Below are 25,984 nucleotides of genomic sequence, written 5' to 3' on the forward strand. Positions count from 1 at the left end.
AAGTACCACAGGAAGTCGTTTTTAGACACGCAATCAAACCAACTTGTGTTCCATCGCATACTTCACCAGCTCGGCCAGCGAATTGATTTTCAGCTTCTGCATCAGGCGCGCCTTGTGGGTGCTGATGGTCTTGCTGCTCAGCGCCAGTTGCTGGGCGATGTCGTTGACGTTCGCGCCCTGGGCCAGGCGCTCGAACACCGAGAACTCGCGCTCGGACAACAATGAGTGCAACGGCCGGCTGTCCGTCAGACCGACCTCAAACACCATGCGATCGGCCAGGTCCGGGTCGATATAACGCCCGCCCGCAGCCACCCGCCGGATCGCCGTCAGCAGCAACGCAGGGTCGCTGTCCTTGGTCGCGTAGCCGGCGGCGCCGACCTTCAAGGCCCGCGCGGCCATTTGCGCTTCATCGTGCATCGACAGCACCAGAATCGCGGGCGGATTGTTCAGCGCGCGAATTCTCGGGATCGCCTCCAGGCCATTCACCCCCGGCATGGAAATATCCAGCAGCACCACCTCGCACGGGATGTGGCGCAAGGCCTCCAGCAACTGCTCGCCATTGCTGGCCTCTCCGACCACTTGCAGATCCTTCGCCAGGCCGATCAGCTGTTTGATGCCCTCGCGGACAATCGTGTGGTCTTCGGCAACCAATACGCGAATCAATGCACGTGCTCCTCAGCGACCGGGTCCAGCGGAATGTGGATGCGCAAGGTTGTGCCTTCTCCGGGCAAGGTGTCCAGATGCAATTGCCCGCCCATGATCAGAACCCGCTCGCGCATGCCCACCAGGCCGAACGACGCCGGACGTTCTGCGTGCTGATCGAAACCCTTGCCGTCGTCGGCGATGCGCATGCACAGCACGCCATCGCTCAGCGTCAGGCTCAGCTCGACCGTATGCGCTTCGGCATGGCGCATGACGTTGGTCAGCGACTCCTGAAGAATGCGAAACAGCCCGATGGCCGTTGCGTCCGGCAGGCTGGGCAAGTTGTCCGGCACCTGCACCAGGCACGGAATCTGGGTGCGTGCTTCGAAGCGCCGGGCCTGCCATTCAATGGCCGACGCAATGCCTGCATCGAGAATCGGTGGCCGCAGCGCGGTCGCCACGTCTCGCACCAACTGGAACAACTGCGCAATCAGGCGCTTCATGCTGTTCAACCGATCACGCAAGCCAGGGTCAAGATCGGCGTAGGCCAGTTCACACATGGACGTTTCCAGCTTGAGCACGGTCAGCATCTGACCCAGCTCGTCGTGGACTTCCCGGGCGATTCGGGCCTTTTCTTCTTCGCGCACGGTTTCCAGGTGCGCCGACAGCTCGCGCAACTGCTCGGCCAGCACCTGCAAGCGCGCCTCGCTCTCCTGCAGCGCGGCGAGGGACCGCCGCCGTTCGGTCACGTCGGTGATGAACACCACCAGGTACTCGGCGTCGCGAAAACGCAGGAAGCTCAGCGACACATCGGCAGGCAGAATTCTGCCATCGGCGCGCACGCAATTGCTTTCGTAGTTCTGCGGCCCTTCCTCGCTGGAGCGCGCGGTTTTCCACAGATTGAGCCAGCGATCCATGTTCAGCCCCGGCTCGAAATCAATCAGCGGCCGGTCCACCACTCCACCCGGCGCATAACCCAGCATGGTTTCGGCGGCCTGATTGGCGTAGCGCACGTGGCTGTCCCAATTGACCCAGAGAATGCCGACGGTGCTCTGATCGATGGAGAACTGCGCCAGCCGCAATGCCTCCTCCCCTGCCTGACGCCTGGCAATGTCATCCCGGGCGGCGAGTAATTGTTTCTCCAATTGCTGCTGTTGTTTGCGCTGCCAGTAAACAATCGCCGCGCTGGCGAGGAGCAGGACCAACAGCAGCAGCGCGATGTTCTTCCACAGCCCCGGCGACTCACTGATCTGCGGGTATTTGGGCTGGAGCCACTGCGTATGCAGTTGTTCGAGATCCCGGGCCGGAATGGCGCTCAATGCCTGGCTGATAATCTCGGCGAGCTGCGGCGTGTCACGTCGGGAGGCCACGCGCAGCAGCTGCGGGAAGCCAATGTCGCCAACCACGGCGAGCCCGGCAAACTCGGCTTCGCGGGACAGACGGCTGAGTTGCGCCTCATCGATCACGGCGTATCGCGCCTGCTGACTGAGCAAGAGCTGCAACGCCTGACGCTCCAGCGGCACGCCTTGCAGATTGAGGTGGGTGTAATTGCTGCGCAGGTAGTCAGCGGTGGCGCTGGGCATGCGCACAGCGACGCGCACCTGGCCGTCGAGCTTTTCCAGATCCACCGCGCCGGCGCCGTCACGTTCGCCAACGATCAGTTGCGGAACGCGCATGTACGGATCGGAATACAGCCACAGGCGCAAGCCGGCGGGCGTCTGGGTCAGGCCCGGCGCGAAGTCGATCTGGCCGTCGGCCAAGGCTTTTTCGAGCTCGCCCTGATCGGCATAACTGCGCCACAGCAGCTCCACCTGAAGGGTCTTCGCCATGAGATTAATGAGGTCGACGTTCGCGCCGGACAACTGCTGCGCACGACGATCGAGCTGGGCGTAAGGCGTTTGAAGGACGAGCCCCACGCGCAACTGCCCGCGCTGAGTCAACCAGTCACGCTGCTCGCGGCTCAAGGGGTCGGCCTGCGTGGGCGAGGCGACGGCGTAGTGCGACATTGGCAACACGATCAGCATCAGGCCGATCAAGAGCGCGCGGGTATCGCCGATAACCCGGAGGCACAGCGCACGGATTCTCAAACTGTCGTCTCCATTTCCCTGAATCCCATGCCGATCATGCTATGTGTCTGTCGCTTGCTGAGACGCGGCGATTGCCTGGCCTGACAAACCGCCGTCAACCCATTAGTCTGCCGGAATTGTTTCCGGCCTTTGGAATATTCGATGTCCTACACCCTTCGCGCACTCTTTCCTGCGCTGTGCCTGACGCTGATACTACCTTGCTCGTCGCTCGTCATGGCTGCGGATCCGGCGCCGGACAACGACGCCAAGCCTGCTGAAGCGCCAGTCGAGCGAGCGGCATTGCCGTCGCGCACTGAAGAAGACACCCTGGCGCTGGAGCGTCAGGTGCCACAAGCCGAGCAACAGCAGTTGCAGGCGGGCGACGAGACGTTTCTGGCGTTGTGGAAACCGGCGAATGTCGACGAGCCCAAAGGCGCGGTGATCATCGTGCCGGGGGCCGATGAGTCAGCAGACTGGCCGACTGCGGTGGCACCGCTGCGCCGCAAGTTGCCGGACGTCGGGTGGTCCAGCCTCAGTCTGAGCATGCCGGACGCTCACAATGACGGCGTATTCGCGCGCGCGGCGGATGCTCCGGCTGCGGCCTCTACGGGTGATAAACCCAAGGACGCGCCGGTCAAGGCACCGGATCCTGCAGCCACTGCTGAAGCGGAGGCCGCAGCGGCCGCCGAACAGGCCGCTGCCCAAGCCGAGATGGCCAAGGCCAGCGCCGAGAAAATCTTTACCCGGATCGACAGCGCCGTGGCGTTCGCCCAGCGGAACAAAGCCCGGAACATCGTCCTCCTCGGCCATGGCAGCGGCGCTTATTGGGCGGCGCGTTACATGAGCGAGCGGCCCTCGCCAGCCGTTCAACGCCTGGTCATGGTCACGGCCGTGGACACCGGCAAGGAAACGCCGTCGCTGATGGAGCTGCTGCCCACGCTGAAAGTCCCGACGGCCGACTTCGTCAACAAGGACCGTTCGGTGCCGCGTCAGCAGGCACAAGACCGCCTGGATGCCAGCAAACGAAACAAGAACGCCAGGTTCACCCAAGTGGCGTTGAGCGCCATTCCCGGCAATCCCGCGATGGAGCAAGATCAATTGTTTCGTCGCGTTCGGGGTTGGCTGGAGGGTGACGCCGCAAAGTAACCATTACCGCCTTCGACGCTGCCCGAGCTGCCCGAGCTGCCCGAGCTGCGGGCAGCATCCACACCCAAAGCCTCAGCGAAACCCGCGCCGATCACGAATGACCGCATAGGCGTGGTGCAGCTCGCGGGTCTTCTCGGTGGCATCACGAACCTGTATCTGATTGGCGCCACTGCCAGCGATCTTGTCCGGGTGATGGCGACTGAGCAATCGACGGTAGGCGCGCTTGATCTGCGCTGGTTCCGCATCCGCTTTCACGCCCAGCAAACGCAGCGCATCCTGAAACTCGCCGCCACTGCTGGCGGGAGCACCCCGCGAACGCTGCTCGTCTTCGGTCGATGACAAGCCTTCAACTTTGCCCGCCGGCCAGCCCAGCCATTTGCCCCACAGCACAATCAATTCACGTTCGGTGCGCGACGCCCTGCCATCCGCCCACGCCATGCGCCAACAGGCACGCAACAAACCCTCTGCCGCATGGGGCTGGCTTTTCAGGCGCGTCAGGTGGACGCGCAAATTATCGCGCCCGTCCTTGCCCCGATTGAACGCCTGAATGGCCCGCCGCTGCGCTGCCTCGCTGAGGTCCAGTCGGCGCATTTCCACGCGCGCCTGCTGAATATGCCCGTCGACCACACGGCCATCGCTCTTCGCCAGACGCCCCAGCAGAATGAAAATAAGCTCGTCGTCGCGCGGCACGGTGCGGCCATTGGCACGCTCGCGCATCTCCGCCCAGCTCCGGAAATGCAGCCGCCGATCAAGCGCCTGCCCCAGAAGCGCGCCGAGCATGGCGCCGGGAATGCTGGCAATCAGATACCCGACGCCACCGCCAACCACCGTGAATGGCCACAGCATCTAGGGCTTCACCGCAAGGATCTGCTCGACTTCGGCCAGTCGCTCATGGGTACCGACATCCACCCAGCGGCCGGCAAAACGTTCGCCGGTCACTAGGCCTTTCGCCATGGCGTCACGCAACAGAGGCGCCAGCTTGAACGCGCCTTCGGTGCAGCCCGCGAAAAGTTGCGGATGCAGCACCGCGATACCGCTGTAGGTCAGGCGCGGCTGATCAGCATCGTTGTGAACTTGCCCGTCGACCAGCGCAAAATCCCCGCCGGGGTGATGCGGCGGGTTGTCCACCAGCACCAGATGGGCGAGCCCCTTGAGCGGCTTCATCAACACGCTGAAATCGAAATCGACCCAGATGTCTCCGTTGACCACCAGAAACGGCTCGTCGCCCAGCAGCGGCAGCGCACGAAAGATCCCGCCGCCCGTCTCCAGCGGTTCGCCCTCAGGGGAGTAGGAGATATTCAGACCCCACTGGTGACCGTCGCCCACATGATTTTCGATCTGCTGGCCCAACCACGCGTGGTTGATCAAAACGCTCTGGAATCCGGCCGATTTGATTGCGCGCAGGTGATATTCAATCAGTGGAACACCGCCGGCTCGCACCAGCGGTTTGGGCGTGTGCAGGGTCAACGGGCGCAGGCGCTCGCCTTTACCCGCCGCCAGAATCATCGCTTTCATGCGGCCCTCATCAAGACAATCTTCACGTGCAGTCCCTCTTCAATTGCAGTCCATTCCGTTACACAACAGATGCTGGTTTTGCCTGTGTCGGTTTTGTATGGCCAAGGCTGGTCAGCAGATTACTCAGTTCAACCAGCTCCGGGCGTCGCGCCAACACCGCTTCTATATAAGAGAAGAAGCGCGGCACATCGGCGACGTAGCGTGGCTTGCCATCACGATGGCAGATGCGGGCGAAAATACCGATCACCTTCAAATGCCGCTGCACGCCCATCAAATCGCTGGCACGCCGGAATTCATCGAATTCGCCCTGCACCGGGATGCCCGCCGCAGCGGCCTTGTTCCAGTACAGCTGGAGCCAGGCCGCTACACGCTCCTCCGGCCAACTCAGGAAAGCATCCTTGAACAGGCAGGTGATGTCGTAGGTGACCGGGCCGTACACCGCGTCCTGAAAATCCAGCACGCCAGGGTTCGGTTCGCTGAGCATCAGGTTGCGCGGCATGTAATCGCGGTGCACCAGCACCTTCGGCTGGGCCAGCGCGCTTTCGATCAGCAGATCGCTGACTGCCTGCCAACTGGCCTGCTGGGCCTGGTCAAACTCCACGCCCAGATGACGCTTCACATACCACTCGGGAAACAGCTCCAGCTCGCGGCGCAGCAGTGCCACGTCGTAACTCGGCAACGGCGCGTCCATCGGCAGTTGCTGGTAGGCGAGCAGTGCGTCGATTGCCTCCATGAACAGCCGATCGGCGTTTTGCTCGTCGATGACATCCAGGTAGGTCTGACGACCCAGGTCGTTCAACAAAAGAAAGCCCTGATTCAGGTCTTCGGCATAAATTTTCGGAACATTAATGCCCGACCCGCTCAATAAATGAGCGATATCCACGAAGGGTTTGCAGTTTTCCTGGGGCGGCGGCGCGTCCATGACAATAAAAGTTCGGCCCTCCCCCTCCCAGCGAAAGTAACGACGGAAACTGGCGTCGCTACTGGCGGCAGTCAACGTGGCCGGGGGAATCGGGCCCCAGCCCTGGGCCTCAAATAACCGCGGGAGCTGCTCATCGAGCCAAACTTTCAGGTGTTGCAGGCGTACATCTTGATCTGGCATTGCAAGGGTCTCCGACGGCGCTAGCCGTCAAGCGGGTCATGCTTTATTATCCGACATCTTTTTCAGCCCATCGAGAGGCGTGCGGCCCCCCCGCGGGCAGATGGCGCGCAGGAAGCCCGGACTAATAAGATGGCATTGAAATCCCCCGCGTTTCGTAAAAAATTTCCGTTGCTCGTAACCGGCAGTTTGCTGGCGATGCAACCCCTGGCCGTCCCGTACGTGGTTGCCGCCGAACAGTATGACTGCTCGGTGTCTGCAACAGGTGCATGGGATTGCTCTCCGAAAACCAACGCAGCCCAGTTGCCTCCGCGCCCCGTGCACGACGCCAACAGTGTTTCGTCCAACAGCAGCACGGCAGATGGCGCTCAGACGACCACCACCTCCGATGGCGAAGTCGTGCCCAAAACGATGCTGGTCACCGAGGCCAAGGGCCGTGGCCTGAAATCGCGCAGCGCCGATTACAGCCACCTTGACTGGGTTCCGCGCGAGAAGCTGACCGCAGCCCAACTGGCCGAGACCGGTCCGTATTGCTCGGGCGCCTACATCGAACCCATCCGTCCGGGCATGGACGACAAGACGCCGAAGAGCGACGCACCGACCTTCATCGGCGCCAAGGCTTCGCGTTATCAGCAGGAAGAGCAGGTTGCGACTCTGGCCGGTGATGTTGTCCTGCGTCAGGGCAGCATGCAGGTCGAGGCTGACGAAGCCAGCCTGCATCAGGCCGAGAACCGTGGCGAGCTGAACGGCGATGTCCGTCTGCGCGACAACGGCGCCCTGATCGTCGGCGACCATGCTGAAGTTCAGCTCGACACCGGCGAAGCCAAAGTCGACAACGCCGAATACGTGCTGCACAAAAACAACGTTCGCGGTAACGCCCTGTACGCTCGTCGTGCCGAGAACGCGATCATCCGCTTGAAGGACGGCACGTACACCACGTGCGAACCGAACAGCAACGCGTGGACCGTTAAGGGCAACAACATCACCCTGAATCCGGCCACCGGTTTCGGTACTGCCACCAACGCCACACTGCGCGTTCATGACATTCCGATCCTTTACACGCCTTACATTTATTTCCCGATCGACGACCGTCGCCAGTCCGGCTTCCTGCCACCGACCATCGGCACGGACAGCGACACCGGCTTCTCGTTGCTCACTCCGTACTACTTCAACCTGGCGCCGAACTACGACGCCACGTTGTACCCGACCTACATGGCCAAGCGCGGCATGTTGCTGGAAGGCGAGTTCCGTTACCTGACCAAGAGCAGTGAAGGTCAGTTCGGTGCGGCTTACCTGAACGACGACAACGACGATCGCAAAAATCAGTCGGACTACAAAGACACCCGCTGGTTGATCAACTGGCAGGATCGAAGTGGTCTGGATTCACGTCTGACCAGCAAGATCGACTACACCAAAGTCAGCGATCCTTACTACTTCAAGGACCTGAAAAGCGGTCAGGAAGGCGTCAGCACCCACGACTACCTGAACCAGCAGGGCGCGGTCTACTATCGTGGTGATAACTACACCGCGACGCTGAACGCTCAGCAGTATCAGCTGACCACCGTGACCCAGATCACGCCTTATGGCCGCCTGCCTCAGCTCACGCTGAATGGTTCGCTGCCGTTCCAGCCTGCAGGCTTCAAGTTCGATTACGAGACTGAGCTGGTTCGCTTTGATCGTGATTTGAGAACCGGTGGCTACACCAACGAAGACGACGTGACCTCGCCGCGTCTGGACACCAACGTCCGGGGGCTTGCTCGTGCGAACGGCGATCGTCTGAACCTGGCGCCGTCCATCAGCCTGCCGCTGACTGCCAGCTACGGTTTTGTAACGCCCAAGCTGAAGTACGTTTACACCCAGTACGATCTGGACCTGGACTCGCAGGGCAAGAGCACGTTGCTGGCGGATGAGACTTATCACAGCAGCGAAAACCGCAGCGTGCCAATTTTCAGCGTCGACAGCGGCCTGTATTTCGATCGCAACACCAACTGGTTCGGGAAAAACTACCGCCAGACGCTGGAGCCTCGTGCGTACTACCTCTACGTGCCAGAGAAAGATCAAACCGATATCCCGATTTTCGACTCGGGTGAAACCACGTTCAACTACGCCTCGCTGTTCCGCGACAACCGCTTCGTCGGCTCCGACCGTATCGGTGACGAGAACAAGCTGTCGCTGGGCGTAACCAACCGCTGGATCGAAGACAACGGTTTCGAGCGTCAGCGTGTCAGCATTGGTCAGGCGGTGTATTTCGCCGACCGTAAGGTGCAACTGCCAGGCATTGCCTACGAAGACCGCAAGGACGCCCAGTCCGACGTGTCGCCTTACGCACTGGAATACGAATACCGCTTCAACCGCGACTGGCGGGCGACGTCGGACTTCAACTGGGACCCGGACAGCCGCAGCACTCGCTCCGGTAGCGCAATGGTTCACTACCAGCCTGAAGACGAGCCGGGCAAGATCATCAACGCCGGCTACCGCTATCGCAACGACCAGGTTCGTTACGACCAGACTACAGGTCGCTGGAGCGTAGGTGGGGGTGACTACACCTATCCGGATGGCACCGTCATCAAGGACTACTACAAGATCCAGCAACATGACTTCTCGGTCATCTGGCCTGTGGTTCCGCAGTGGAGCGCCATCGCTCGCTGGCAGTACGACTACAACCGTGACCGCACCCTCGAAGCCTTTGGTGGTTTTGAATATGACAACTGCTGCTGGAAGCTGCGTCTGATCAACCGGTACTGGGTCGACTATGACGAGTCCACCCAAGAGATACCGCAGAACGAAAAAGGCGACCGCGGCGTCTTCCTACAAATCGTGTTGAAGGGACTTGGCGGCGTTGTTGGCCAAAAAGTTGAAAGCTTCCTCGACAAAGGCATCCAAGGTTATCGTGAACGTGAAGACCAAGCTTTCTGATTGTCTGCGCCCGCTGATGCTGGGCGCGCTGCTTATCGGTACTGTTGCGCACGCTGAAGTGCGCACCATCGACAAGGTAGTTGCCATCGTCGACAACGACGTGGTCATGCAAAGCCAGCTCGACCAGCGCACCCGTGAGGTTCAGCAAACCATCGCCAAGCGCGGGCAGGGTGTTCCGCCTGCCAGCGCGCTGGAGTCTCAGGTCCTGGATCGTCTGATCCTGGAAAACCTGCAGATCCAGATCGGCGAACGCTCCGGCATTCGCATCAGCGATGAAGAACTGAATCAGGCGGTTGCAACCATCGCTCAACGCAACAACATGACTGTTGACCAGTTCAAGGCTGCACTGACCCACGACGGGCTGTCCTACACCAGCGCGCGTGAGCAGATTCGCCGGGAAATGATCATCAGCCGTGTGCGTCAGCGCCGGGTTGCCGAGCGCATCCAGGTCTCGGAGCAGGAAGTGAAGAACTTCCTCGCTTCCGACCTGGGCAAGGCTCAGTTCTCCGAAGAATTCCACTTGGCCAACATCTTGATCCCGACGCCGGACAGCGCGACGTCGGATCAGATTCAGGCCGCTGCAGCCAAAGCCAAGGACCTCTACGGCAAGCTGCAACAGGGTGCGAACTTCGAGCAGATGGCGATCGCGTCGTCCGCCAGTGAAAGTGCTCTGGACGGTGGTGACATGGGCTGGCGTAAGGCCGCTCAGCTGCCGCCTCCGTTTGGTGACATGCTGTCGTCGATGCGTCCGGGTGAGGTCACCCCTCCTGCGCGTACACCGGGCGGCTTCATCATTCTCAAGCTGCTGGAAAAACGCGGCGGCGAGACTCAGACCCAGATGCGCGACGAAGTCCACGTTCGTCACATCCTGATCAAGCCAAGCGAAATCCGCAGCCCAGCCGAGACCAAGCTGCTGGCGCAACGGATCTACGACCGGATCCAGAATGGCGAAGACTTCGGCGAACTGGCGAAGAGCTTTTCCGAAGACCCGGGTTCGGCGCTTAACGGCGGCGACATGAACTGGGTTGACCCGCGTTCGCTGGTTCCGGAGTTCCGCGACGTCATGAACGAGACACCTCAGGGTGTCGTGTCCAAGCCGTTCGAGACTCAATTCGGCTGGCACGTTCTGGAAGTCCTCGGCCGTCGCTCGACTGACAGCACCAGTCAGGCCCGTGAGCAACAGGCGATGACTGTGCTGCGTAACCGCAAGTACGACGAAGAGCTGCAAACCTGGCTGCGTCAGATCCGTGATGAAGCCTACGTCGAGATCAAGCTCCCCGGAGCTGATCAGGCGGCCAAGTGAAACCCCAGCGTTTCGCCCTGACACCCGGCGAGCCGGCCGGCATCGGTCCCGACCTTTGCCTGCTGCTCGCCGCGCAGTCCCAGCCCCATCCCCTGATTGCCATTACCAGCTGCGACCTGCTCACCGAGCGGGCCGCCCGGCTGGGTGTGGCTGTCAGCTTGATCCCCGTCACACCCGCCGCCTGGCCTGACGTCCCGGCCCCCGCTGGCAGTCTGTATGTCTGGGACACCCCCGTTCAGGCGCCGGTCGTTGCCGGCCAGCTCGACAAAGCCAACGGCGGCTTCGTGCTCGAAACCCTGACCCGCGCCGGCCAGGGCTGCCTGGACGGCCACTTCGCCGGCATGATCACAGCGCCGGTGCACAAGGGCGTGATCAACGACAGTGGCATCGCGTTCTCCGGGCACACTGAATTTCTTGCGGAGCTGACCCACACCGAACAGGTGGTGATGATGCTGGCAACCGGTGATCTGCGGGTGGCGCTGGTGACCACTCACCTGCCCCTGCGTGACGTCGCCGACGCGATCACCGCTGAACGGCTGGAGCGCGTGACGCGCATCCTGCACGCGGATCTGGTCAACAAATTCGGTATCGCCCGCCCGCGGATTCTGGTCTGTGGCCTGAACCCCCATGCCGGCGAGAGCGGTCACCTGGGCCGCGAAGAAATCGACATCATTGAACCTACTCTGGCGCGTCTGCGCAGCGAGGGCCTGGATTTACATGGCCCGCTGCCTGCCGACACGCTCTTCACCCCCAAATATCTGGAGCACTGCGACGCAGTGCTGGCGATGTACCACGACCAGGGCCTGCCCGTGCTGAAGTACAAAGGCTTCGGCGCCGCCGTCAACATCACGCTGGGCCTGCCGATCATTCGCACCTCCGTGGATCACGGCACGGCGCTGGATCTGGCGGGCACCGGCAAGATTGACACCGGCAGCCTCAGGGTCGCTCTGGAAACCGCCTATCAGATGGCCGAGACCCATTCATGAACGAGCAATTTCAACACAAGGCGCGCAAGCGTTTTGGCCAGAACTTCCTGCACGATGCCGGTGTGATCGACAAGATCCTGCGCTCCATTCGGGCCAAGACCGAGGACCGCATGCTGGAAATCGGCCCGGGACAAGGCGCCCTGACCGAGGGCCTGCTGAACAGCGGCGCACAATTGGACGTCGTCGAGCTCGACAAAGACCTCGTGCCGATTCTCATGCATCAGTTCGGCACCAAGCCGAATTTCAGTCTGCACCAGGGTGACGCGCTGAAGTTCGACTTCACCAGCCTGAACGCAGCACCCAACAGCCTCCGTGTCGTCGGCAACCTGCCGTACAACATCTCGACGCCGCTGATTTTCCATCTGCTGCAGAACGCTTACCTGATCCGCGACATGCACTTCATGCTGCAGAAAGAAGTGGTCGAGCGTCTGGCGGCGGGTCCTGGCGGCGGTGATTGGGGACGCCTGTCGATCATGGTTCAGTACCACTGCCGCGTGGAGCATCTGTTCAACGTCGGGCCCGGCGCGTTCAATCCGCCGCCTAAAGTCGATTCGGCCATCGTTCGTCTGGTGCCCCACGAAACCCTGCCGCATCCGGCCAAGGATCACCGCGTGCTTGAGCGCGTCGTCCGCGAGGCCTTCAACCAGCGCCGCAAGACCCTGCGCAATACGCTGAAAGCCCTGCTGACCAGCGAAGAAATCACCGAAGCCGGCGTCGATGGCAGCCTGCGTCCGGAGCAGCTGGATCTGGCGGCGTTTGTGCGACTGGCCGACAAGCTCAGCGAAAAGCCAGTCGCCGCCTGACTTTCTCGGGACATGTCCGGTCAAAGCCTCATCGGTCTTTATCCGTGACATGTCCTAGACTGATTTCCAACCGGACGACTTCCGGCTATTTCCGCTTTCGCTTCTAAGGCCTCTTGCATGTCTGATTCTCGTTACCAGGTCGACGTCAGCGTCGAGACCCGATTCCTAGCCGAACAGTCTCAGCCTGAGCAAAACCGCTTCGCCTTTGCCTACACCATCACCGTGCAGAACAACGGCGAGTTGCCAGCCAAGTTGCTGTCACGCCATTGGGTGATTACCGACGGCGACGGTCAGGTTGAAGAAGTGCGCGGCGACGGCGTTGTGGGACAGCAGCCGCTGATCCAGCCGGGACAAAGCCACACCTACACCAGCGGCACCGTGATGACCACTAAGGTGGGCAACATGCAGGGCACTTATCAAATGCTCGCCGAAGACGGCAAGCGCTTCGATGCTGTCATCGCTCCGTTCCGTCTGGCCGTCCCGGGGGCGCTTCACTGATGGCGGTCTACGCAGTCGGCGACCTGCAAGGCTGCCTTGAACCGCTGAAGTGCCTGCTCGAACGCGTTGCATTCGAGCCCGGCAAAGACACGCTCTGGCTGGTCGGCGACCTCGTCAACCGAGGTCCACAGTCACTAGAAACCCTGCGCTATCTCTACGCCATGCGCGACTCGATCGTCTGCGTACTGGGCAATCACGACCTGCACCTGCTGGCGGCCGGCCGCAATATCGAGCGCCTGAAGAAAGGCGACACGCTGCGGGAAATCCTCGAAGCGCCAGACGCCGTCGTGCTGCTCGACTGGTTGCGCCAACAGAAGCTGATGCATTACGACGCTGAACGCGACATCGCACTGGTGCACGCAGGGATCCCGCCGCAATGGACGCTGAAGAAAGCACTGCGCTGCGCCGAAGAGGTGGAAGAGGCATTGCGCGATGACAATCGCTTCGAGCCTTTTCTCGACGGCATGTACGGCAACGAGCCTGCCAAGTGGGACAAAGACCTGCAGGGCGTCACCCGGCTGCGGGTGATCACCAATTACTTCACGCGCATGCGTTTTTGCACCAGCGATGGCAAGCTCGACCTCAAGAGCAAGGAAGGCCTCGACAGTGCGCCGGCGGGTTACGCGCCGTGGTTCAAGCACAAGGAGCGCAAGACCAAGGGCGTCGGTATCATTTTTGGTCACTGGGCCGCACTTGAAGGCCGATGTGACGAGCCCGGGGTGTATGCGCTGGACACGGGCTGTGTCTGGGGCGGCGCCATGACGCTGCTCAACGTCGACACTCGCGCGCTGATCCGTTGCGACTGCGACGAGCGCGGCAACGCAAAAGTACCCGCCCCTGCGCTAACCCCCCTCAGCGAGCCAATTCCGCTGCAGCAGTAAAGATCTCACTACGTTCTCGACCGTTCGAGGACCCGACGGCCCAGGAGCCCGAGCCATGACTGACTTCAAACGCATTTCACCCGAACAAGTCCATGCCCTGCGCGAACAAGGCGCGGTACTGGTGGACGTACGTGACGCGCAGACCTACGCGTCCCAGCACATTCCGGATTCCCATCATCTCGACAACCACTCCATCGCCGACTTCATCCGTCAGGCCGATCTGGATAAACCGTTGGTCGTCCTCTGCTATCACGGCAACTCCAGTCAGAGCGCAGCGGCCTATCTTGTAGGTCAGGGCTTCTCCGAGGTCTACAGCATGGATGGCGGTTTCGAGTTGTGGAAAACCCAATTCCCGACTGAAACCACGCAAGGCTGATCGAAAAATATTTTTGCTGGCCGCTATCCCGCGTCCTACGCGGGCTCGCGCCCTCATCTGACGAACGGGTATGCCCTCTTCATCCCCATTGCTTCTTTCTGTGCCCGAATCCGAACTACTCTTAGCCTCAGGCCATCCGAATCAGGGGAGAGCCGGTACACCGGCGCGTGGGTCATCGGTAGCTACTTTTATGGTGTTTGGGGGGTAATGGCAGCCGCGTGATCGGCTTCCATCCAGCATCAACTGACGATCCGCCGCCGGCTCCACGTATCGAGCGAGGTGACGTCATGAGTATTTTTAGCCACTTCCAACAACGCTTTGAATCGACACGGCAGGAAGAGCTCTCGCTACAGGAGTATCTCGAGCTCTGCAAAACCGATCGCAGCGCATACGCTTCCGCCGCAGAACGTCTGCTGATGGCCATCGGTGAGCCTGAGTTGTTCGACACGTCGACCAATTCCAGGCTGTCCAGAATCTTCTCCAACAAGGTCATTCGGCGCTATCCGGCGTTCGAGGATTTCCATGGCATGGAGGACTGCATCGAGCAAATCGTCTCGTACTTCCGCCACGCCGCCCAAGGCCTGGAAGAGAAGAAACAGATCCTTTACCTGCTCGGCCCGGTAGGCGGCGGCAAGTCGTCCCTGGCTGAAAAACTCAAAACGCTGGTCGAAAAAGTACCGTTCTACGCCATCAAAGGGTCCCCGGTTTTCGAATCCCCTTTGGGCCTGTTCAAACCCACCGAAGACGGGACGATCCTCGAAGAGGACTACGGCATCCCGCGCCGGTACCTGAACACCATCATGTCGCCATGGGCGACCAAACGACTGGCCGAATTCGGCGGCGACATCAGTCAGTTCAAAGTGGTGAAACTCTACCCTTCCATTCTCAACCAGATCGCCGTCGCCAAAACCGAGCCCGGCGACGAGAACAACCAGGACATCTCGGCGCTGGTGGGTAAGGTCGATATCCGCAAGCTCGAGGAATACCCACAGAACGACGCCGACGCTTACAGCTATTCGGGCGCGCTGTGCCGGGCCAACCAGGGCCTGATGGAATTCGTGGAAATGTTCAAGGCGCCGATCAAGGTGCTTCACCCACTGCTGACCGCCACCCAGGAAGGTAACTACAACAGTACCGAAGGCCTGGGCGCGATTCCGTTCACCGGTATTTTGCTGGCCCACTCCAACGAATCGGAATGGCACAGCTTCCGCAACAACAAGAACAACGAAGCCTTCATCGACCGGATTTACATCGTGAAGGTGCCGTACTGCCTGCGGGTCAGTGACGAGATCAAGATTTACGACAAGCTGCTGTTCAACAGCTCGCTGGCCAAAGCCCACTGCGCGCCGGACACGCTGAAAATGCTCGCGCAGTTCACCGTGCTGTCGCGGCTTAAAGAGCCGGACAACTCCAACATCTATTCCAAGATGAGGGTCTACGACGGCGAGAACCTCAAGGACACCGATCCAAAAGCCAAGTCGATTCAGGAATACCGCGACAGCGCCGGTGTCGACGAAGGCATGAACGGACTCTCGACCCGGTTCGCGTTCAAGATCTTGTCGAAGGTTTTCAACTTCGACCCCCATGAGATCGCCGCCAACCCGGTCCATTTGCTGTACGTGCTGGAGCAACAGATCGAGCAGGAGCAGTTCCAGGCCGAAACCCGCGAGCGGTATCTGCGCTTCATCAAGGAATACCTGGCGCCGCGCTACATCGAGTTCATCGGCAAGGAAATCCAGACTGCGTACCTCGAGTCCTACAGCGAGTACGGCCAAAACATTTTTGACCGCTACGTGCTGTACGCGGACTTCTGGATTCAGGATCAGGAATACCGTGATCCGGAGACCGGCGAGATCCTTAATCGCGTGGCGTTGAACGAGGAACTGGAGAAGATCGAAAAACCGGCTGGCATCAGTAACCCGAAAGACTTCCGCAACGAGATCGTCAACTTCGTGCTGCGAGCCCGCGCCAACAACAACGGCAAGAACCCGACCTGGCTGAGCTACGAGAAGCTGCGGGTGGTGATCGAGAAGAAAATGTTCTCGAACACCGAAGACCTGCTGCCTGTCATCAGTTTCAACGCCAAAGCCAGCAAAGAGGACCAGCAGAAGCACAACGACTTTGTCACACGAATGGTCGAGCGGGGCTACACCGATAAACAGGTAAGGCTTCTTTCCGAATGGTACCTACGGGTCCGGAAATCGCAGTAAGGCAGCTGCAAGCGTCAAGCCACAGGCTGCAGGAAGAAAGCGCGTCATCTGCTATCCGGATAACCGCCTCTACTCGCAGCTTGCGGCTCACAACTTGAAGCTCCCCGGAGGGGCCTATGAGCTATGTGATCGACCGACGTCTCAATGGGAAGAACAAGAGCACGGTGAATCGGCAGCGCTTTCTTCGCCGTTATCGTGACCACATCAAGAAGGCAGTTGAAGAAGCCGTCAGCCGGCGCTCCATTACCGATATGGAGCACGGCGAACAGATCAGTATTCCGGGGCGGGATATCGACGAACCGGTGTTGCACCATGGTCGCGGCGGCAAGCAAACGGTTGTTCATCCGGGTAACAAGGAGTTCACCACCGGTGAGCACATTGCACGCCCGCAAGGTGGCGGCGGTGGCAAAGGGCCTGGCAAGGCGGGCAACTCCGGCGAGGGCATGGATGAGTTCGTGTTCCAGATCACTCAGGAAGAATTTCTCGAATTCATGTTCGAGGACCTGGAGCTGCCCAATCTGGTCAAGCGCAACCTGAGCGGCACTGACACGTTCAAGACCGTTCGCGCGGGCATCAGTAACGAAGGCAACCCGTCACGCATCAACATCATCCGCACATTGCGCTCGGCACATGCGCGGCGTATCGCGCTGTCCGGCAGCAGCAGGGCCAAGCTGCGCCAAGTGCAGGCTGAGCTGGAACGCCTGAGGATCGAGGAGCCCGACAACTTCGGCGATATCCAGGAACTGGAAATCGAGGCCGCAAAACTTCAAGCGCGCATCCGTCGCGTCCCGTATCTGGACACCTTCGACCTCAAATACAACCTGCTGGTCAAACAGCCGAACCCCAGCTCCAAAGCCGTGATGTTCTGTCTGATGGACGTTTCCGGGTCGATGACCCAGGCCACCAAGGACATCGCCAAGCGCTTTTTCATCCTGCTGTATCTGTTCCTCAAGCGTAACTACGACAAGATCGAAGTCGTCTTCATCCGCCACCACACCAGTGCGCGGGAAGTCGACGAAGAGGAGTTTTTCTATTCACGGGAAACCGGCGGCACCATCGTTTCCAGCGCATTGAAGCTGATGCAGGAAATCATGGCGGAGCGCTACCCCACCAACGAATGGAATATCTACGCAGCCCAGGCCTCGGACGGCGACAACTGGAACGATGACTCGCCCATTTGCCGCGATATCCTGATCAAACAGATCATGCCGTTCGTGCAGTACTACACCTACGTCGAAATTACCCCGCGCGAACATCAGGCGCTGTGGTTCGAATACGAACGCATCGGCGAAGCCTTCGCCGACACGTTCGCCCAGCAGCAGCTGGTCTCTGCCGGTGATATCTATCCGGTGTTCCGTGAACTCTTCCAGCGCAGGTTAGTGACATGACCGCTAGAGAGCAGAAGCGCCAACCCCTCTCCACGGGTTCAGAGTGGACGTTCGAACTGATCCAGGCCTACGACCGGGAGATCAGCCGCATTGCCGAACGTTATGCGCTGGACACTTACCCCAACCAGATCGAGGTGATCACCGCCGAGCAGATGATGGACGCCTATGCGTCTGTCGGCATGCCCTTGGGTTATCACCATTGGTCCTACGGCAAGCACTTCCTCAGCACGGAAAAATCCTACTCGCGAGGCCAGATGGGTCTGGCCTACGAGATCGTCATCAACTCCGATCCGTGCATCGCCTATCTGATGGAAGAGAACACCATCTGCATGCAGGCGCTGGTCGTGGCCCACGCCTGCTATGGGCATAACAGCTTCTTCAAGGGCAATTACCTGTTCCGCACCTGGACCGACGCCAGTTCAATCATCGATTACCTCGTCTTCGCCAAGCAGTACATCATGCAGTGCGAAGAGCGCCACGGGATCGATGCGGTCGAGGATCTGCTGGATTCCTGCCACGCGCTGATGAACTACGGCGTGGATCGCTACAAGCGGCCCTATCCGATTTCGGCGGAGGAAGAACGCCGCCGCATGAAGGACCGGGAAGAGCACCTGCAGAAGCAGATCAACGATCTGTGGCGTACGATTCCGAAAAGTGCGAGCAAGAACGACAAAGAGGACTTCTCGCGCTTCCCCGCCGAGCCCCAGGAAAACATCCTTTACTTCATCGAAAAGCACGCCCCATTGCTGGAGCCCTGGCAGCGTGAAGTGGTGCGGATCGTGCGCAAGATCGCCCAGTATTTCTACCCACAGCGTCAAACCCAAGTGATGAATGAGGGCTGGGCAACGTTCTGGCATTACACGCTGATGAACGATCTGTACGACGAGGGGCTGGTGACTGACGGTTTCATGCTCGAATTCCTGACCTCCCATACCAGTGTCGTCTACCAGCCGAGCTTCGACAGTCCCTACTACAGCGGTATTAATCCCTACACGTTGGGCTTTGCCATGTATCAGGACATCCGGCGGATGTGCGAGCACCCGACCGAGGAAGACCGCCACTGGTTTCCCGATCTGGCCGGCACCGACTGGCTGACGGCTGTGAAGTTTGCGATGAGCAGCTTCAAGGACGAGAGCTTCATCCTGCAATACCTGTCGCCCAAGGTGATTCGTGACCTCAAGCTGTTCAGCATCCTCGACGATGATCAAAAGGACGATCTCCTCGTGCCCGCCATCCACGATGAAACCGGCTACAAGATGATTCGTGAAACCCTCGCCGCGCAATACAACCTCGGCAACCGCGAACCCAACGTGCAGATCTACAGCATTGACCGGCGCGGCGATCGCTCCCTGACCCTTCGTCATCAACAGCACGACCGCAAACCCTTGGGCGATTCGACGGATGAGGTGCTGAAACACCTGCATCGGTTGTGGGGTTTTGATATCCATCTGGAAACGCTGCAAGGCGACCAGGTGATGAAAGTCCACCATGTGCCGCCGAGAAGCGAACACGCTGACAGTGAATATCCCCGGCTGGACCTGGCGGTCGTCCACTTATAAACCCTGAGCGTTTCCAGCCTCCGCGATCGCGACTTAAGGTTTATCCTGTCGCCCTCACGGAGGCTTTTTTATGCAGATTTATAAAGTTGGCGGCGCGGTACGCGATCGCCTGCTTGGCAAACCGGTCACTGACATCGACTGGGTAGTGGTGGGTGCGTCGACCGAAGAGATGCTGGTCAAGGGTTACCGCCCGGTGGGAACGGATTTTCCCGTTTTCCTGCATCCGCTGACCGGTGAGGAGTACGCACTGGCCCGCACCGAACGCAAGACCGGCAAAGGCTACGGCGGCTTTGTTTTTCACGCCCACCCGGACGTCACACTTGAGCAAGACCTGATCCGCCGGGACCTGACCATCAATGCCATTGCCGAAGACAAAAATGGACAACTGACTGATCCTTATCATGGTCAGCAGGACCTTGAAGCCCGAGTATTACGTCACGTTTCCCCCGCGTTCGCCGAAGATCCACTGCGCGTCCTGCGCGTGGCCCGCTTCGCCGCGCGCTATGCCCCCGACGGTTTCACCATCGCCCCGGAAACCCTCGAACTGATGCGCCAACTGAGCGGCTCCGGTGAACTGGAAGCGCTGACACCGGAGCGCAGCTGGAAGGAAATCTCCCGCGCGCTGATGGAAAAAGAGCCGCAGGTGTTCATCGAAGTCCTGCGCGAATGCGGCGCCCTGAACGTGCTGATGCCAGAAGTCGACGCGCTGTTTGGCGTGCCTCAGCCGGAAGCCCATCACCCTGAAATCGATACCGGTGTGCACGTTCTCAGCGTGTTGCATCAGTCCGCCCTGCACCGCCAGCCGCTAAGCGTTCGCTGGGCTTGCTTGCTGCACGACTTGGGCAAGGGCCTCACGCCGCAAGAGGAATGGCCGCGGCATATCGCCCATGAGCACAAGGGACTCAAGGCGATCAAGGCAATGAACCAGCGTTTCAAGGTGCCAAGGGACTGTCAGGAACTGGCGCTGCTGGTGGGCGAATATCACACCCATGGCCATCGCGCGCTGGAGCTGAAGCCTTCGACATTGCTGGATCTGCTGCAGAGCTTTGACGTGTATCGTCGCCCGCAGCGCTTCGAGGAGTTCATCGCTGCCTGCGAAATGGACGCCCGAGGCCGCAAGGGATTTGAGTCGCGCACGTATCCGCAAGCCGAGTACCTGCGCGGTGCTGCCGAAGCGGCGCGGCAAGTGGCAGTGCAACCGCTGCTGGAGAAGGGTTTTCAGGGCCAGCAACTGGGCGAGGCGCTTAAGCGGGAGCGGCTGGATACTCTGAAGGTATACAAGGCGTCGTATCAGCTTTAAGCCGCTGGCTTGGCTGCGGCTCGGTCGGGCTGCCTGCTACATCGTAACCAGCAGGGTGGCCGGGGTGAGTTGCTCGCCGCGCCATTCAAAGGCAACCGGCCAGAGTTTCTGATCGATGTTCGCATCGGCCCAAAGCTGGGCAAATGACACGCCGGCCTCTGGATGCAGGCGTTGCGGCGCGATCAGTGACAGCGGCCACAGCACGAACGCGTTTTTGAGGATTTCGGCCCGAGGCAGAATAAGGCCGTCGAAGTTGCCGACCTGTTCGCCATACAGCAGGACGTCGATGTCCAGCGGCAGCCCCTTTCGATCAGGGGCATAACGCCCGTTATCGGCTTCGATGAATTTGAGGCGGCGGTCCAGTTCAGTCAGCGGCAGGTCGGTCAGCGCCGACACCACCAGATTGAAAAACGGCCCGCTCTTGATCCCCACCGGATGACTTTCGAACACGGGCGAGCAGGTCATGTCGGTCAGAAAGCCGGCAAGGGCGTCGAGGCCTGCGCACAGATGGCGCTCCCGCTCGATGTTGCTGCCCAGTCCCAGAAAAATCCGTGTCAGCGACATCCGCGCTCGATCTCCACCCCAACGCCCTTCGCCGCAGGCACGGCTCCCGGCTTGGTCAATTTGAGGTGCAGCCAGGGAATGTTGAACTCGCTCATCAGCACTTCGGCGAGTCGCTCGGCAAAGGTCTCGACCAGCTGGAATTGAGAGGCTTCGGCGAACGTCTGAATTCGTGCGGACACACTGGCGTAATCGAGCGCCTTGGTCAGGTCGTCGCCTGCGGCTGCAGGCCGATTGTCCCAGGCAAAACTCAGGTCCAGACGCAGGCACTGGCGAATGCCACGCTCCCAGTCGTACGCGCCGATGACGGTATCGACCTCCAGACCCTCAATGAAAACTCTGTCCAAGCCTGTTTCTCCGCTGCACGACAAGGGCGCGATGCGCCGTTAGAATCAAGGCAACCTCGCCCGGAATGGTTAGCATGTTTTGGTTACTGGCGGTCCTCGCCTACCTGCTCGGCTCGCTGTCCTTTGCCATCCTGATCAGCCGCATAACCGGTCGCCCGGACCCTCGCGCCAGCGGCTCGGGCAACGCCGGCGCCACCAACATGCTGCGCCTGGCCGGCAAGAAACTCGCGGTACTGACCCTGATTGGCGACGTCTGCAAAGGCATGATCCCGGTGCTGATCGCCAGAGGATTGGACCTCGACCCACGCCTGCAAGCCTGGATCGGACTGTGCGCAGTGCTGGGGCATCTGTTCCCGCTGTACTTCCGTTTTCGTGGCGGCAAGGGCGTGGCCACGGCCGCCGGCATGTTGCTGGCCTTGTATCCGCCAGCCGCCCTGCTCGCCATAGGCGCCTGGCTGCTGACGTTCTACCTCACTCGCACCAGCTCGTTGGCGTCCCTGATTGCCACGCCGCTCACCCTTCCGCTGCTTGCCTGGCAGGAACCCCACGCTTTGCTGCCGATGAGCGTATTGACGTTGCTCATCGTCTGGCGCCATCGGGGCAATCTACGCGACCTGTTTGCCGGGCGCGAACGGCATTTCTGACGCTGCCCCCTTTCACATCCCCAATCAGGCGCTCAAACCTATTTGCCCTCAAAGACCGGGCAACTGCTCCATCGGCCAGCGCGCCTGAACCGTAATGCTCAAACTTTCCCTCTGCCCCGCCCGCAAACGCTGGCAGCCGGCAAAGGCGATCATCGCGCCGTTGTCGGTGCAGAACTCAGGACGCGCGTAGTAGACATTGCCGCCCAGGCCATCGAGCATCTGCTCCAGCGACTGGCGCAACGCCTTGTTCGCGCTCACGCCACCGGCGATGACCAGACGCTTGAGCCCGGTCTGCTTCAGCGCGCGTTTGCACTTGATGGTCAAAGTGTCCACCACCGCCTGCTGGAAGGCCAGCGAGATGTCGCAACGGGTTTGCTCGCTGTCGTCCCCGGCGCTCTGGCACTGCTGCCACGTGTTCAGCGAAAAGGTTTTCAAGCCGCTGAAGCTGAAATCCAGCCCGGGGCGGTCCGTCATCGGACGCGGAAAGACAAACCGCCCAGACACACCGGATTGCGCCAGACGGGAAATCTCCGGACCACCGGGGTAGTTCAGCCCCATCATCTTTGCGGTTTTGTCGAAAGCTTCGCCGGCGGCGTCGTCCAGGGTCTCGCCCAGCAGCTCGTAAAGACCAATGCCATCGACGCGAACCAGCTGCGTATGGCCGCCGGAAACCAACAAAGCGACGAACGGAAACTCAGGCGGATTTTCCTCCAGCATCGGCGCCAGCAGATGCCCTTCCATGTGGTGAACACCCAGCGCCGGAATGTCCCACGCAAACGCCAGAGCCTGTGCGCACGAAGCCCCTACCAGCAGGGCCCCGACCAGTCCCGGGCCAGCGGTATAAGCGATGGCATCGATCTCGGTCACGGCGCAGTCCGCCTCGGCCAACACCTGACGAATCAAGGGCAGCATGCGTTTTACGTGATCGCGCGAGGCAAGCTCCGGGACCACGCCACCGTAGACGCGGTGCAGGTCGATCTGGCTGAATAATGCATCGGCAAGCAACCCGCGGTCGCTGTCGTACAGCGCGACACCGGTCTCATCGCAGGAAGTTTCCATTCCCAGTACTAGCATGGGGTACGCCTTGTAGAGGCTGAATTCGAAGGCGCGCATAATAGTCGCCGCTCATGCCTGCGACCAGTGCTTTTCGATCAGAGGCTTTGCATTCCGCGAAGCAAGGGGTTAACATCCGCAACCCTTAAAAACCGACGTACTTAGTGCAAGCGTTGCAGTAAGCGTTGACCCCGGTAATGAATGAAGGTAGCTCTGGATGCCAGCCGTCAAAGTTAAAGAGAACGAACCCTTCGACGTAGCTCTGCGTCGTTTCAAGCGCTCCTGCGAAAAAGCCGGTGTTCTGGCTGAAGTTCGTAGCCGCGAATTTTACGAGAAGCCGACTTCTGAGCGTAAGCGTAAAGCAGCAGCTGCTGTTAAGCGTCACGCCAAGAAAGTACAGCGCGAACAGCGCCGCGCCGTTCGTCTGTATTAATACAGACGTCTGACGCAAGCTTCTGCCTTGCCCGGCCTTCAAAGCCGGGCTGTCGGCAGTTGCAGTTCTAGCCTCAGGCAACACCGATCAAGCAACACAAGACAGAGGCTGTTGACGCCGCAGATGCGACCGAGACAAACCCCGTCGATTTCTTCCAGCCTGATTCAGGCCGCGTTGACCCGTCTACACTGACCAAGCAACCGTCGTTACGGTTTGGATTCGCCACGATCTTTCTGGCGGGGCGCCTGATGATGAGAACGCCATGGCCGGACTGATTCCCCAAGGTTTTATTGACGACCTCCTGAACCGCACCGACATCGTCGATGTTGTCAGCTCACGCGTTCAATTAAAAAAGACCGGCAAGAACTTCAGCGCCTGTTGTCCTTTCCATAAAGAGAAGACACCGTCGTTCAGCGTCAGCCCGGACAAACAGTTCTATTACTGCTTCGGCTGTGGCGCGGGTGGCAATGCCCTCGGCTTCATCATGGACCACGACAACCTGGATTTCCCCCAGGCCGTCGAAGACCTGGCCAAAGCCGCCGGGATGGAAGTCCCACGCGAACAAGGCGTCAAAGGGCAAAAGCCCAGGCAGCCTACCGATTCGCCGCTCTACCCCCTATTAACAGCCGCCGCCGACTACTATCGCGCTGCGCTGAAGAGCCATCCAACGCGAAAATCTGCGGTGGAATACCTGAAAGGCCGTGGCCTGTCAGGCGAGATTGCCCGGGACTTCGGACTCGGCTTCGCCCCTCCTGGCTGGGATAACCTCTACAAACACCTTAGCAGCGACACCCTTCAACAGAAGGCGATGATCGATGCCGGCCTGCTGATCGAAAACGCCGAAACCGGCAAACGCTACGACCGCTTTCGCGACCGGGTGATGTTCCCCATTCGCGATAGTCGCGGCCGTGTGATCGCATTTGGCGGGCGGGTACTGGGCGACGACAAGCCCAAATACCTGAACTCTCCTGAAACCCCGGTGTTTCATAAGGGTCAGGAGTTATACGGTTTATTCGAAGCTCGCAAATTTAACCGTAACCTGGACGAGATTATCGTCGTCGAAGGCTACATGGACGTTATTGCGCTGGCCCAACAAGGCTTGCGCAATGCCGTTGCGACGCTCGGTACGGCGACCAGTGAAGAGCATTTGAAGCGGCTGTTTCGCGTGGTACCGAACGTGTTGTTCTGCTTTGACGGTGACCAGGCTGGCCGAAACGCCGCTTGGCGTGCGCTGGAAGCGACGATTCCCGGTTTGCAAGACGGCCGGCGCGCGAGGTTTCTGTTTCTGCCCGAAGGGGAAGATCCCGACACTCTGGTGCGGGCCGAAGGCACCGACGCATTTAAGGCCAGGATCAACCAGCATGCACAACCGCTGGCCGACTATTTTTTCGAGCAACTGACCAAGGAGGCCGATCCGCGCTCCCTGGAAGGCAAGGCACACATGGTAACGCTGGCCGCGCCACTGATCGAAAAAGTGCCGGGCGCGAATTTGCGTGAGCTGATGCGTCGACGCCTGAAAGAGATCACCGGGCTGGACACCGCTGCAGTCAGCCAGTTGATGCAGTCTGCTCCGGCGGAAGCCCAGCCCAGCTACGATCCGGGCTTTGATTACGACGCCGTGCCGGATTACGGCGATTACCAGCAGCACGATTATCAGGCGCAGCAGGAATGGACACCGAGCGCGCCGGGCGGTCAGCAGAAGAAATGGGACAAGAAGCCGTGGGACAAAGGCAAGAAATGGGACAAGAACGGCAAGCGTCCTGATTTCGAACCTCGCGGGCCACGCACACCGGCGACGGTTGAGCCACCGGCACTGACAGCACTCAGAACTTTGCTGCATCACCCTGAACTGTCAGCGCAGGTCGCAAACGCCAGTACGTTCGCCGATGAAGAGAATGTGTATTCACAGCTTCTGGTGGCCCTGATCGACGCTACACAGAAAAACCCGAAGCTGCGCACGATGCAGTTGATTGCCCGCTGGCATGGCACCGATCAAGGACGATTGCTGCGTCAACTGGCGGAAAAGGAATGGCTGATCTCGGCCGATAACCTTGAACAACAGTTTTTCGACACTATAACTAGCTTGTCTGCCCGCCAACGCGAGCGACATCTGGAGCAATTGATCAGGAAGGAACGGCAGTCAGGCCTGAGCGCGGAAGAAAAAGTTCAGCTGCTCAACCTGTTAAATCGCAAAGTTCCTGCACAAACCCCGACCTCAACTGGCGTGTGAGGTCATAGCTCGGGTATAATCCCCGGCT

Annotated in this window: 23 protein-coding genes; 15 read left to right on the forward strand and 8 right to left on the reverse strand. The window is 60.0% G+C overall.

Annotated features, from left to right (window positions below; translation table 11 throughout):
• Positions 1-33: 33 nt before the first annotated feature.
• Positions 34-663, reverse strand: coding sequence for a response regulator (locus AC07RO_RS19465; RefSeq protein WP_122536572.1), 630 nt, complete (start codon positions 661-663; stop codon positions 34-36).
• Positions 660-2,648 carry a PAS domain-containing sensor histidine kinase gene (locus AC07RO_RS19470; RefSeq protein WP_495086904.1) on the reverse strand — a complete coding sequence of 663 codons (1,989 nt, stop codon included), beginning with the start codon at positions 2,646-2,648 and terminating at the stop codon, positions 660-662. Before AC07RO_RS19470 ends, AC07RO_RS19465 begins: the two co-directional genes overlap by 4 nt.
• A 222-nt stretch (positions 2,649-2,870) precedes the next feature.
• Here AC07RO_RS19470 and AC07RO_RS19475 point away from each other — a divergent pair, with 222 nt between their 5' ends.
• Positions 2,871-3,854 carry an alpha/beta hydrolase family protein gene (locus AC07RO_RS19475; protein WP_495086840.1) on the forward strand — a complete coding sequence of 328 codons (984 nt, stop codon included), beginning with the start codon at positions 2,871-2,873 and terminating at the stop codon, positions 3,852-3,854.
• A 72-nt stretch (positions 3,855-3,926) separates the two neighbouring features.
• Here AC07RO_RS19475 and AC07RO_RS19480 read toward each other — a convergent pair whose 3' ends face one another.
• The 3 genes from AC07RO_RS19480 to AC07RO_RS19490 are packed head-to-tail and all read right to left on the reverse strand — an operon-like array spanning position 3,927 to position 6,471.
• The gene (locus AC07RO_RS19480) at positions 3,927-4,700 is read right to left on the reverse strand and encodes a DnaJ domain-containing protein (RefSeq protein ID WP_495009422.1); all 774 of its coding nucleotides are present in this window, start codon (positions 4,698-4,700) and stop codon (positions 3,927-3,929) included.
• The gene (murU, locus tag AC07RO_RS19485) at positions 4,701-5,369 is read right to left on the reverse strand and encodes an N-acetylmuramate alpha-1-phosphate uridylyltransferase MurU (RefSeq protein ID WP_495086841.1); all 669 of its coding nucleotides are present in this window, start codon (positions 5,367-5,369) and stop codon (positions 4,701-4,703) included.
• 58 nt (positions 5,370-5,427) lie between these two features.
• Entirely contained in the window at positions 5,428-6,471 is a 1,044-nt protein-coding gene (locus AC07RO_RS19490; RefSeq protein ID WP_495086842.1) for an aminoglycoside phosphotransferase family protein, read from the reverse strand.
• A 129-nt stretch (positions 6,472-6,600) separates the two neighbouring features.
• On the opposite strand from AC07RO_RS19490, the gene AC07RO_RS19495 reads away from it, so the two are divergent.
• The 11 genes from AC07RO_RS19495 to AC07RO_RS19545 all read left to right on the forward strand — a co-directional run bounded on the left by AC07RO_RS19495 (position 6,601) and on the right by AC07RO_RS19545 (position 20,688).
• Positions 6,601-9,384 (forward strand): LPS-assembly protein LptD, encoded by a 2,784-nt coding sequence (locus tag AC07RO_RS19495; RefSeq protein WP_192173102.1) that lies wholly within the window; start codon positions 6,601-6,603, stop codon positions 9,382-9,384.
• Positions 9,365-10,687, forward strand: coding sequence for a peptidylprolyl isomerase (locus tag AC07RO_RS19500; protein WP_495086843.1), 1,323 nt, complete (start codon positions 9,365-9,367; stop codon positions 10,685-10,687). Before AC07RO_RS19495 ends, AC07RO_RS19500 begins: the two co-directional genes overlap by 20 nt.
• Positions 10,684-11,673 carry a 4-hydroxythreonine-4-phosphate dehydrogenase PdxA gene (gene pdxA, locus AC07RO_RS19505; RefSeq protein WP_346627146.1) on the forward strand — a complete coding sequence of 330 codons (990 nt, stop codon included), beginning with the start codon at positions 10,684-10,686 and terminating at the stop codon, positions 11,671-11,673. The genes AC07RO_RS19500 and pdxA overlap by 4 nt, the downstream gene beginning before the upstream one ends.
• The gene (gene rsmA, locus AC07RO_RS19510) at positions 11,670-12,476 is read left to right on the forward strand and encodes a 16S rRNA (adenine(1518)-N(6)/adenine(1519)-N(6))-dimethyltransferase RsmA (RefSeq protein ID WP_495086844.1); all 807 of its coding nucleotides are present in this window, start codon (positions 11,670-11,672) and stop codon (positions 12,474-12,476) included. The genes pdxA and rsmA overlap by 4 nt, the downstream gene beginning before the upstream one ends.
• A 117-nt stretch (positions 12,477-12,593) precedes the next feature.
• Positions 12,594-12,974, forward strand: coding sequence for a Co2+/Mg2+ efflux facilitator ApaG/CorD (gene apaG / locus AC07RO_RS19515; protein WP_192173106.1), 381 nt, complete (start codon positions 12,594-12,596; stop codon positions 12,972-12,974).
• Entirely contained in the window at positions 12,974-13,855 is an 882-nt protein-coding gene (locus AC07RO_RS19520; protein WP_192173107.1) for a symmetrical bis(5'-nucleosyl)-tetraphosphatase, read from the forward strand. Before apaG ends, AC07RO_RS19520 begins: the two co-directional genes overlap by 1 nt.
• Positions 13,856-13,910: 55 nt before the next feature.
• On the forward strand, positions 13,911-14,231 hold the full coding sequence (gene glpE, locus AC07RO_RS19525) for a thiosulfate sulfurtransferase GlpE (protein WP_495086845.1): 321 nt from the start codon (positions 13,911-13,913) through the stop codon (positions 14,229-14,231).
• Between the two features lie 287 nt (positions 14,232-14,518).
• On the forward strand, positions 14,519-16,441 hold the full coding sequence (locus tag AC07RO_RS19530; protein ID WP_192173109.1) for a PrkA family serine protein kinase: 1,923 nt from the start codon (positions 14,519-14,521) through the stop codon (positions 16,439-16,441).
• A gap of 116 nt (positions 16,442-16,557) precedes the next feature.
• Complete coding sequence (locus tag AC07RO_RS19535) at positions 16,558-17,829, forward strand: YeaH/YhbH family protein (RefSeq protein WP_074886967.1); 1,272 nt, start codon at positions 16,558-16,560, stop codon at positions 17,827-17,829.
• Positions 17,826-19,388: a SpoVR family protein gene (locus tag AC07RO_RS19540; RefSeq protein WP_495086846.1), complete on the forward strand. Its 1,563-nt coding sequence runs from the start codon at positions 17,826-17,828 to the stop codon at positions 19,386-19,388. Before AC07RO_RS19535 ends, AC07RO_RS19540 begins: the two co-directional genes overlap by 4 nt.
• Before the next feature lie 70 nt (positions 19,389-19,458).
• Positions 19,459-20,688: a multifunctional CCA addition/repair protein gene (locus AC07RO_RS19545; protein ID WP_192173110.1), complete on the forward strand. Its 1,230-nt coding sequence runs from the start codon at positions 19,459-19,461 to the stop codon at positions 20,686-20,688.
• A gap of 36 nt (positions 20,689-20,724) precedes the next feature.
• Here AC07RO_RS19545 and folK read toward each other — a convergent pair whose 3' ends face one another.
• A complete protein-coding gene (gene folK / locus AC07RO_RS19550; protein WP_495086847.1) occupies positions 20,725-21,252 on the reverse strand; it encodes a 2-amino-4-hydroxy-6-hydroxymethyldihydropteridine diphosphokinase in 528 nt (175 codons plus the stop codon).
• A complete protein-coding gene (gene folB / locus AC07RO_RS19555) occupies positions 21,243-21,596 on the reverse strand; it encodes a dihydroneopterin aldolase (protein WP_346627151.1) in 354 nt (117 codons plus the stop codon). The genes folK and folB overlap by 10 nt, the downstream gene beginning before the upstream one ends.
• Positions 21,597-21,670: 74 nt before the next feature.
• Between folB and plsY the strand changes: the two genes are divergently transcribed.
• Positions 21,671-22,240, forward strand: a complete 570-nt coding sequence (gene plsY, locus AC07RO_RS19560; RefSeq protein WP_074886952.1) for a glycerol-3-phosphate 1-O-acyltransferase PlsY — start codon at positions 21,671-21,673, stop codon at positions 22,238-22,240.
• Positions 22,241-22,288: 48 nt separating this feature from the next.
• On the opposite strand, the gene tsaD is transcribed toward plsY, so the two are convergent.
• Positions 22,289-23,314: a tRNA (adenosine(37)-N6)-threonylcarbamoyltransferase complex transferase subunit TsaD gene (tsaD, locus tag AC07RO_RS19565; protein ID WP_282368222.1), complete on the reverse strand. Its 1,026-nt coding sequence runs from the start codon at positions 23,312-23,314 to the stop codon at positions 22,289-22,291.
• A 196-nt stretch (positions 23,315-23,510) separates the two neighbouring features.
• On the opposite strand from tsaD, the gene rpsU reads away from it, so the two are divergent.
• Complete coding sequence (gene rpsU, locus AC07RO_RS19570; RefSeq protein ID WP_002551877.1) at positions 23,511-23,726, forward strand: 30S ribosomal protein S21; 216 nt, start codon at positions 23,511-23,513, stop codon at positions 23,724-23,726.
• Between the two features lie 262 nt (positions 23,727-23,988).
• On the forward strand, positions 23,989-25,956 hold the full coding sequence (gene dnaG / locus AC07RO_RS19575; protein ID WP_192173114.1) for a DNA primase: 1,968 nt from the start codon (positions 23,989-23,991) through the stop codon (positions 25,954-25,956).
• Positions 25,957-25,984 lie beyond the last annotated feature (28 nt).

The organism is Pseudomonas sp. GW821-FHT07F05 (assembly GCF_059418765.1).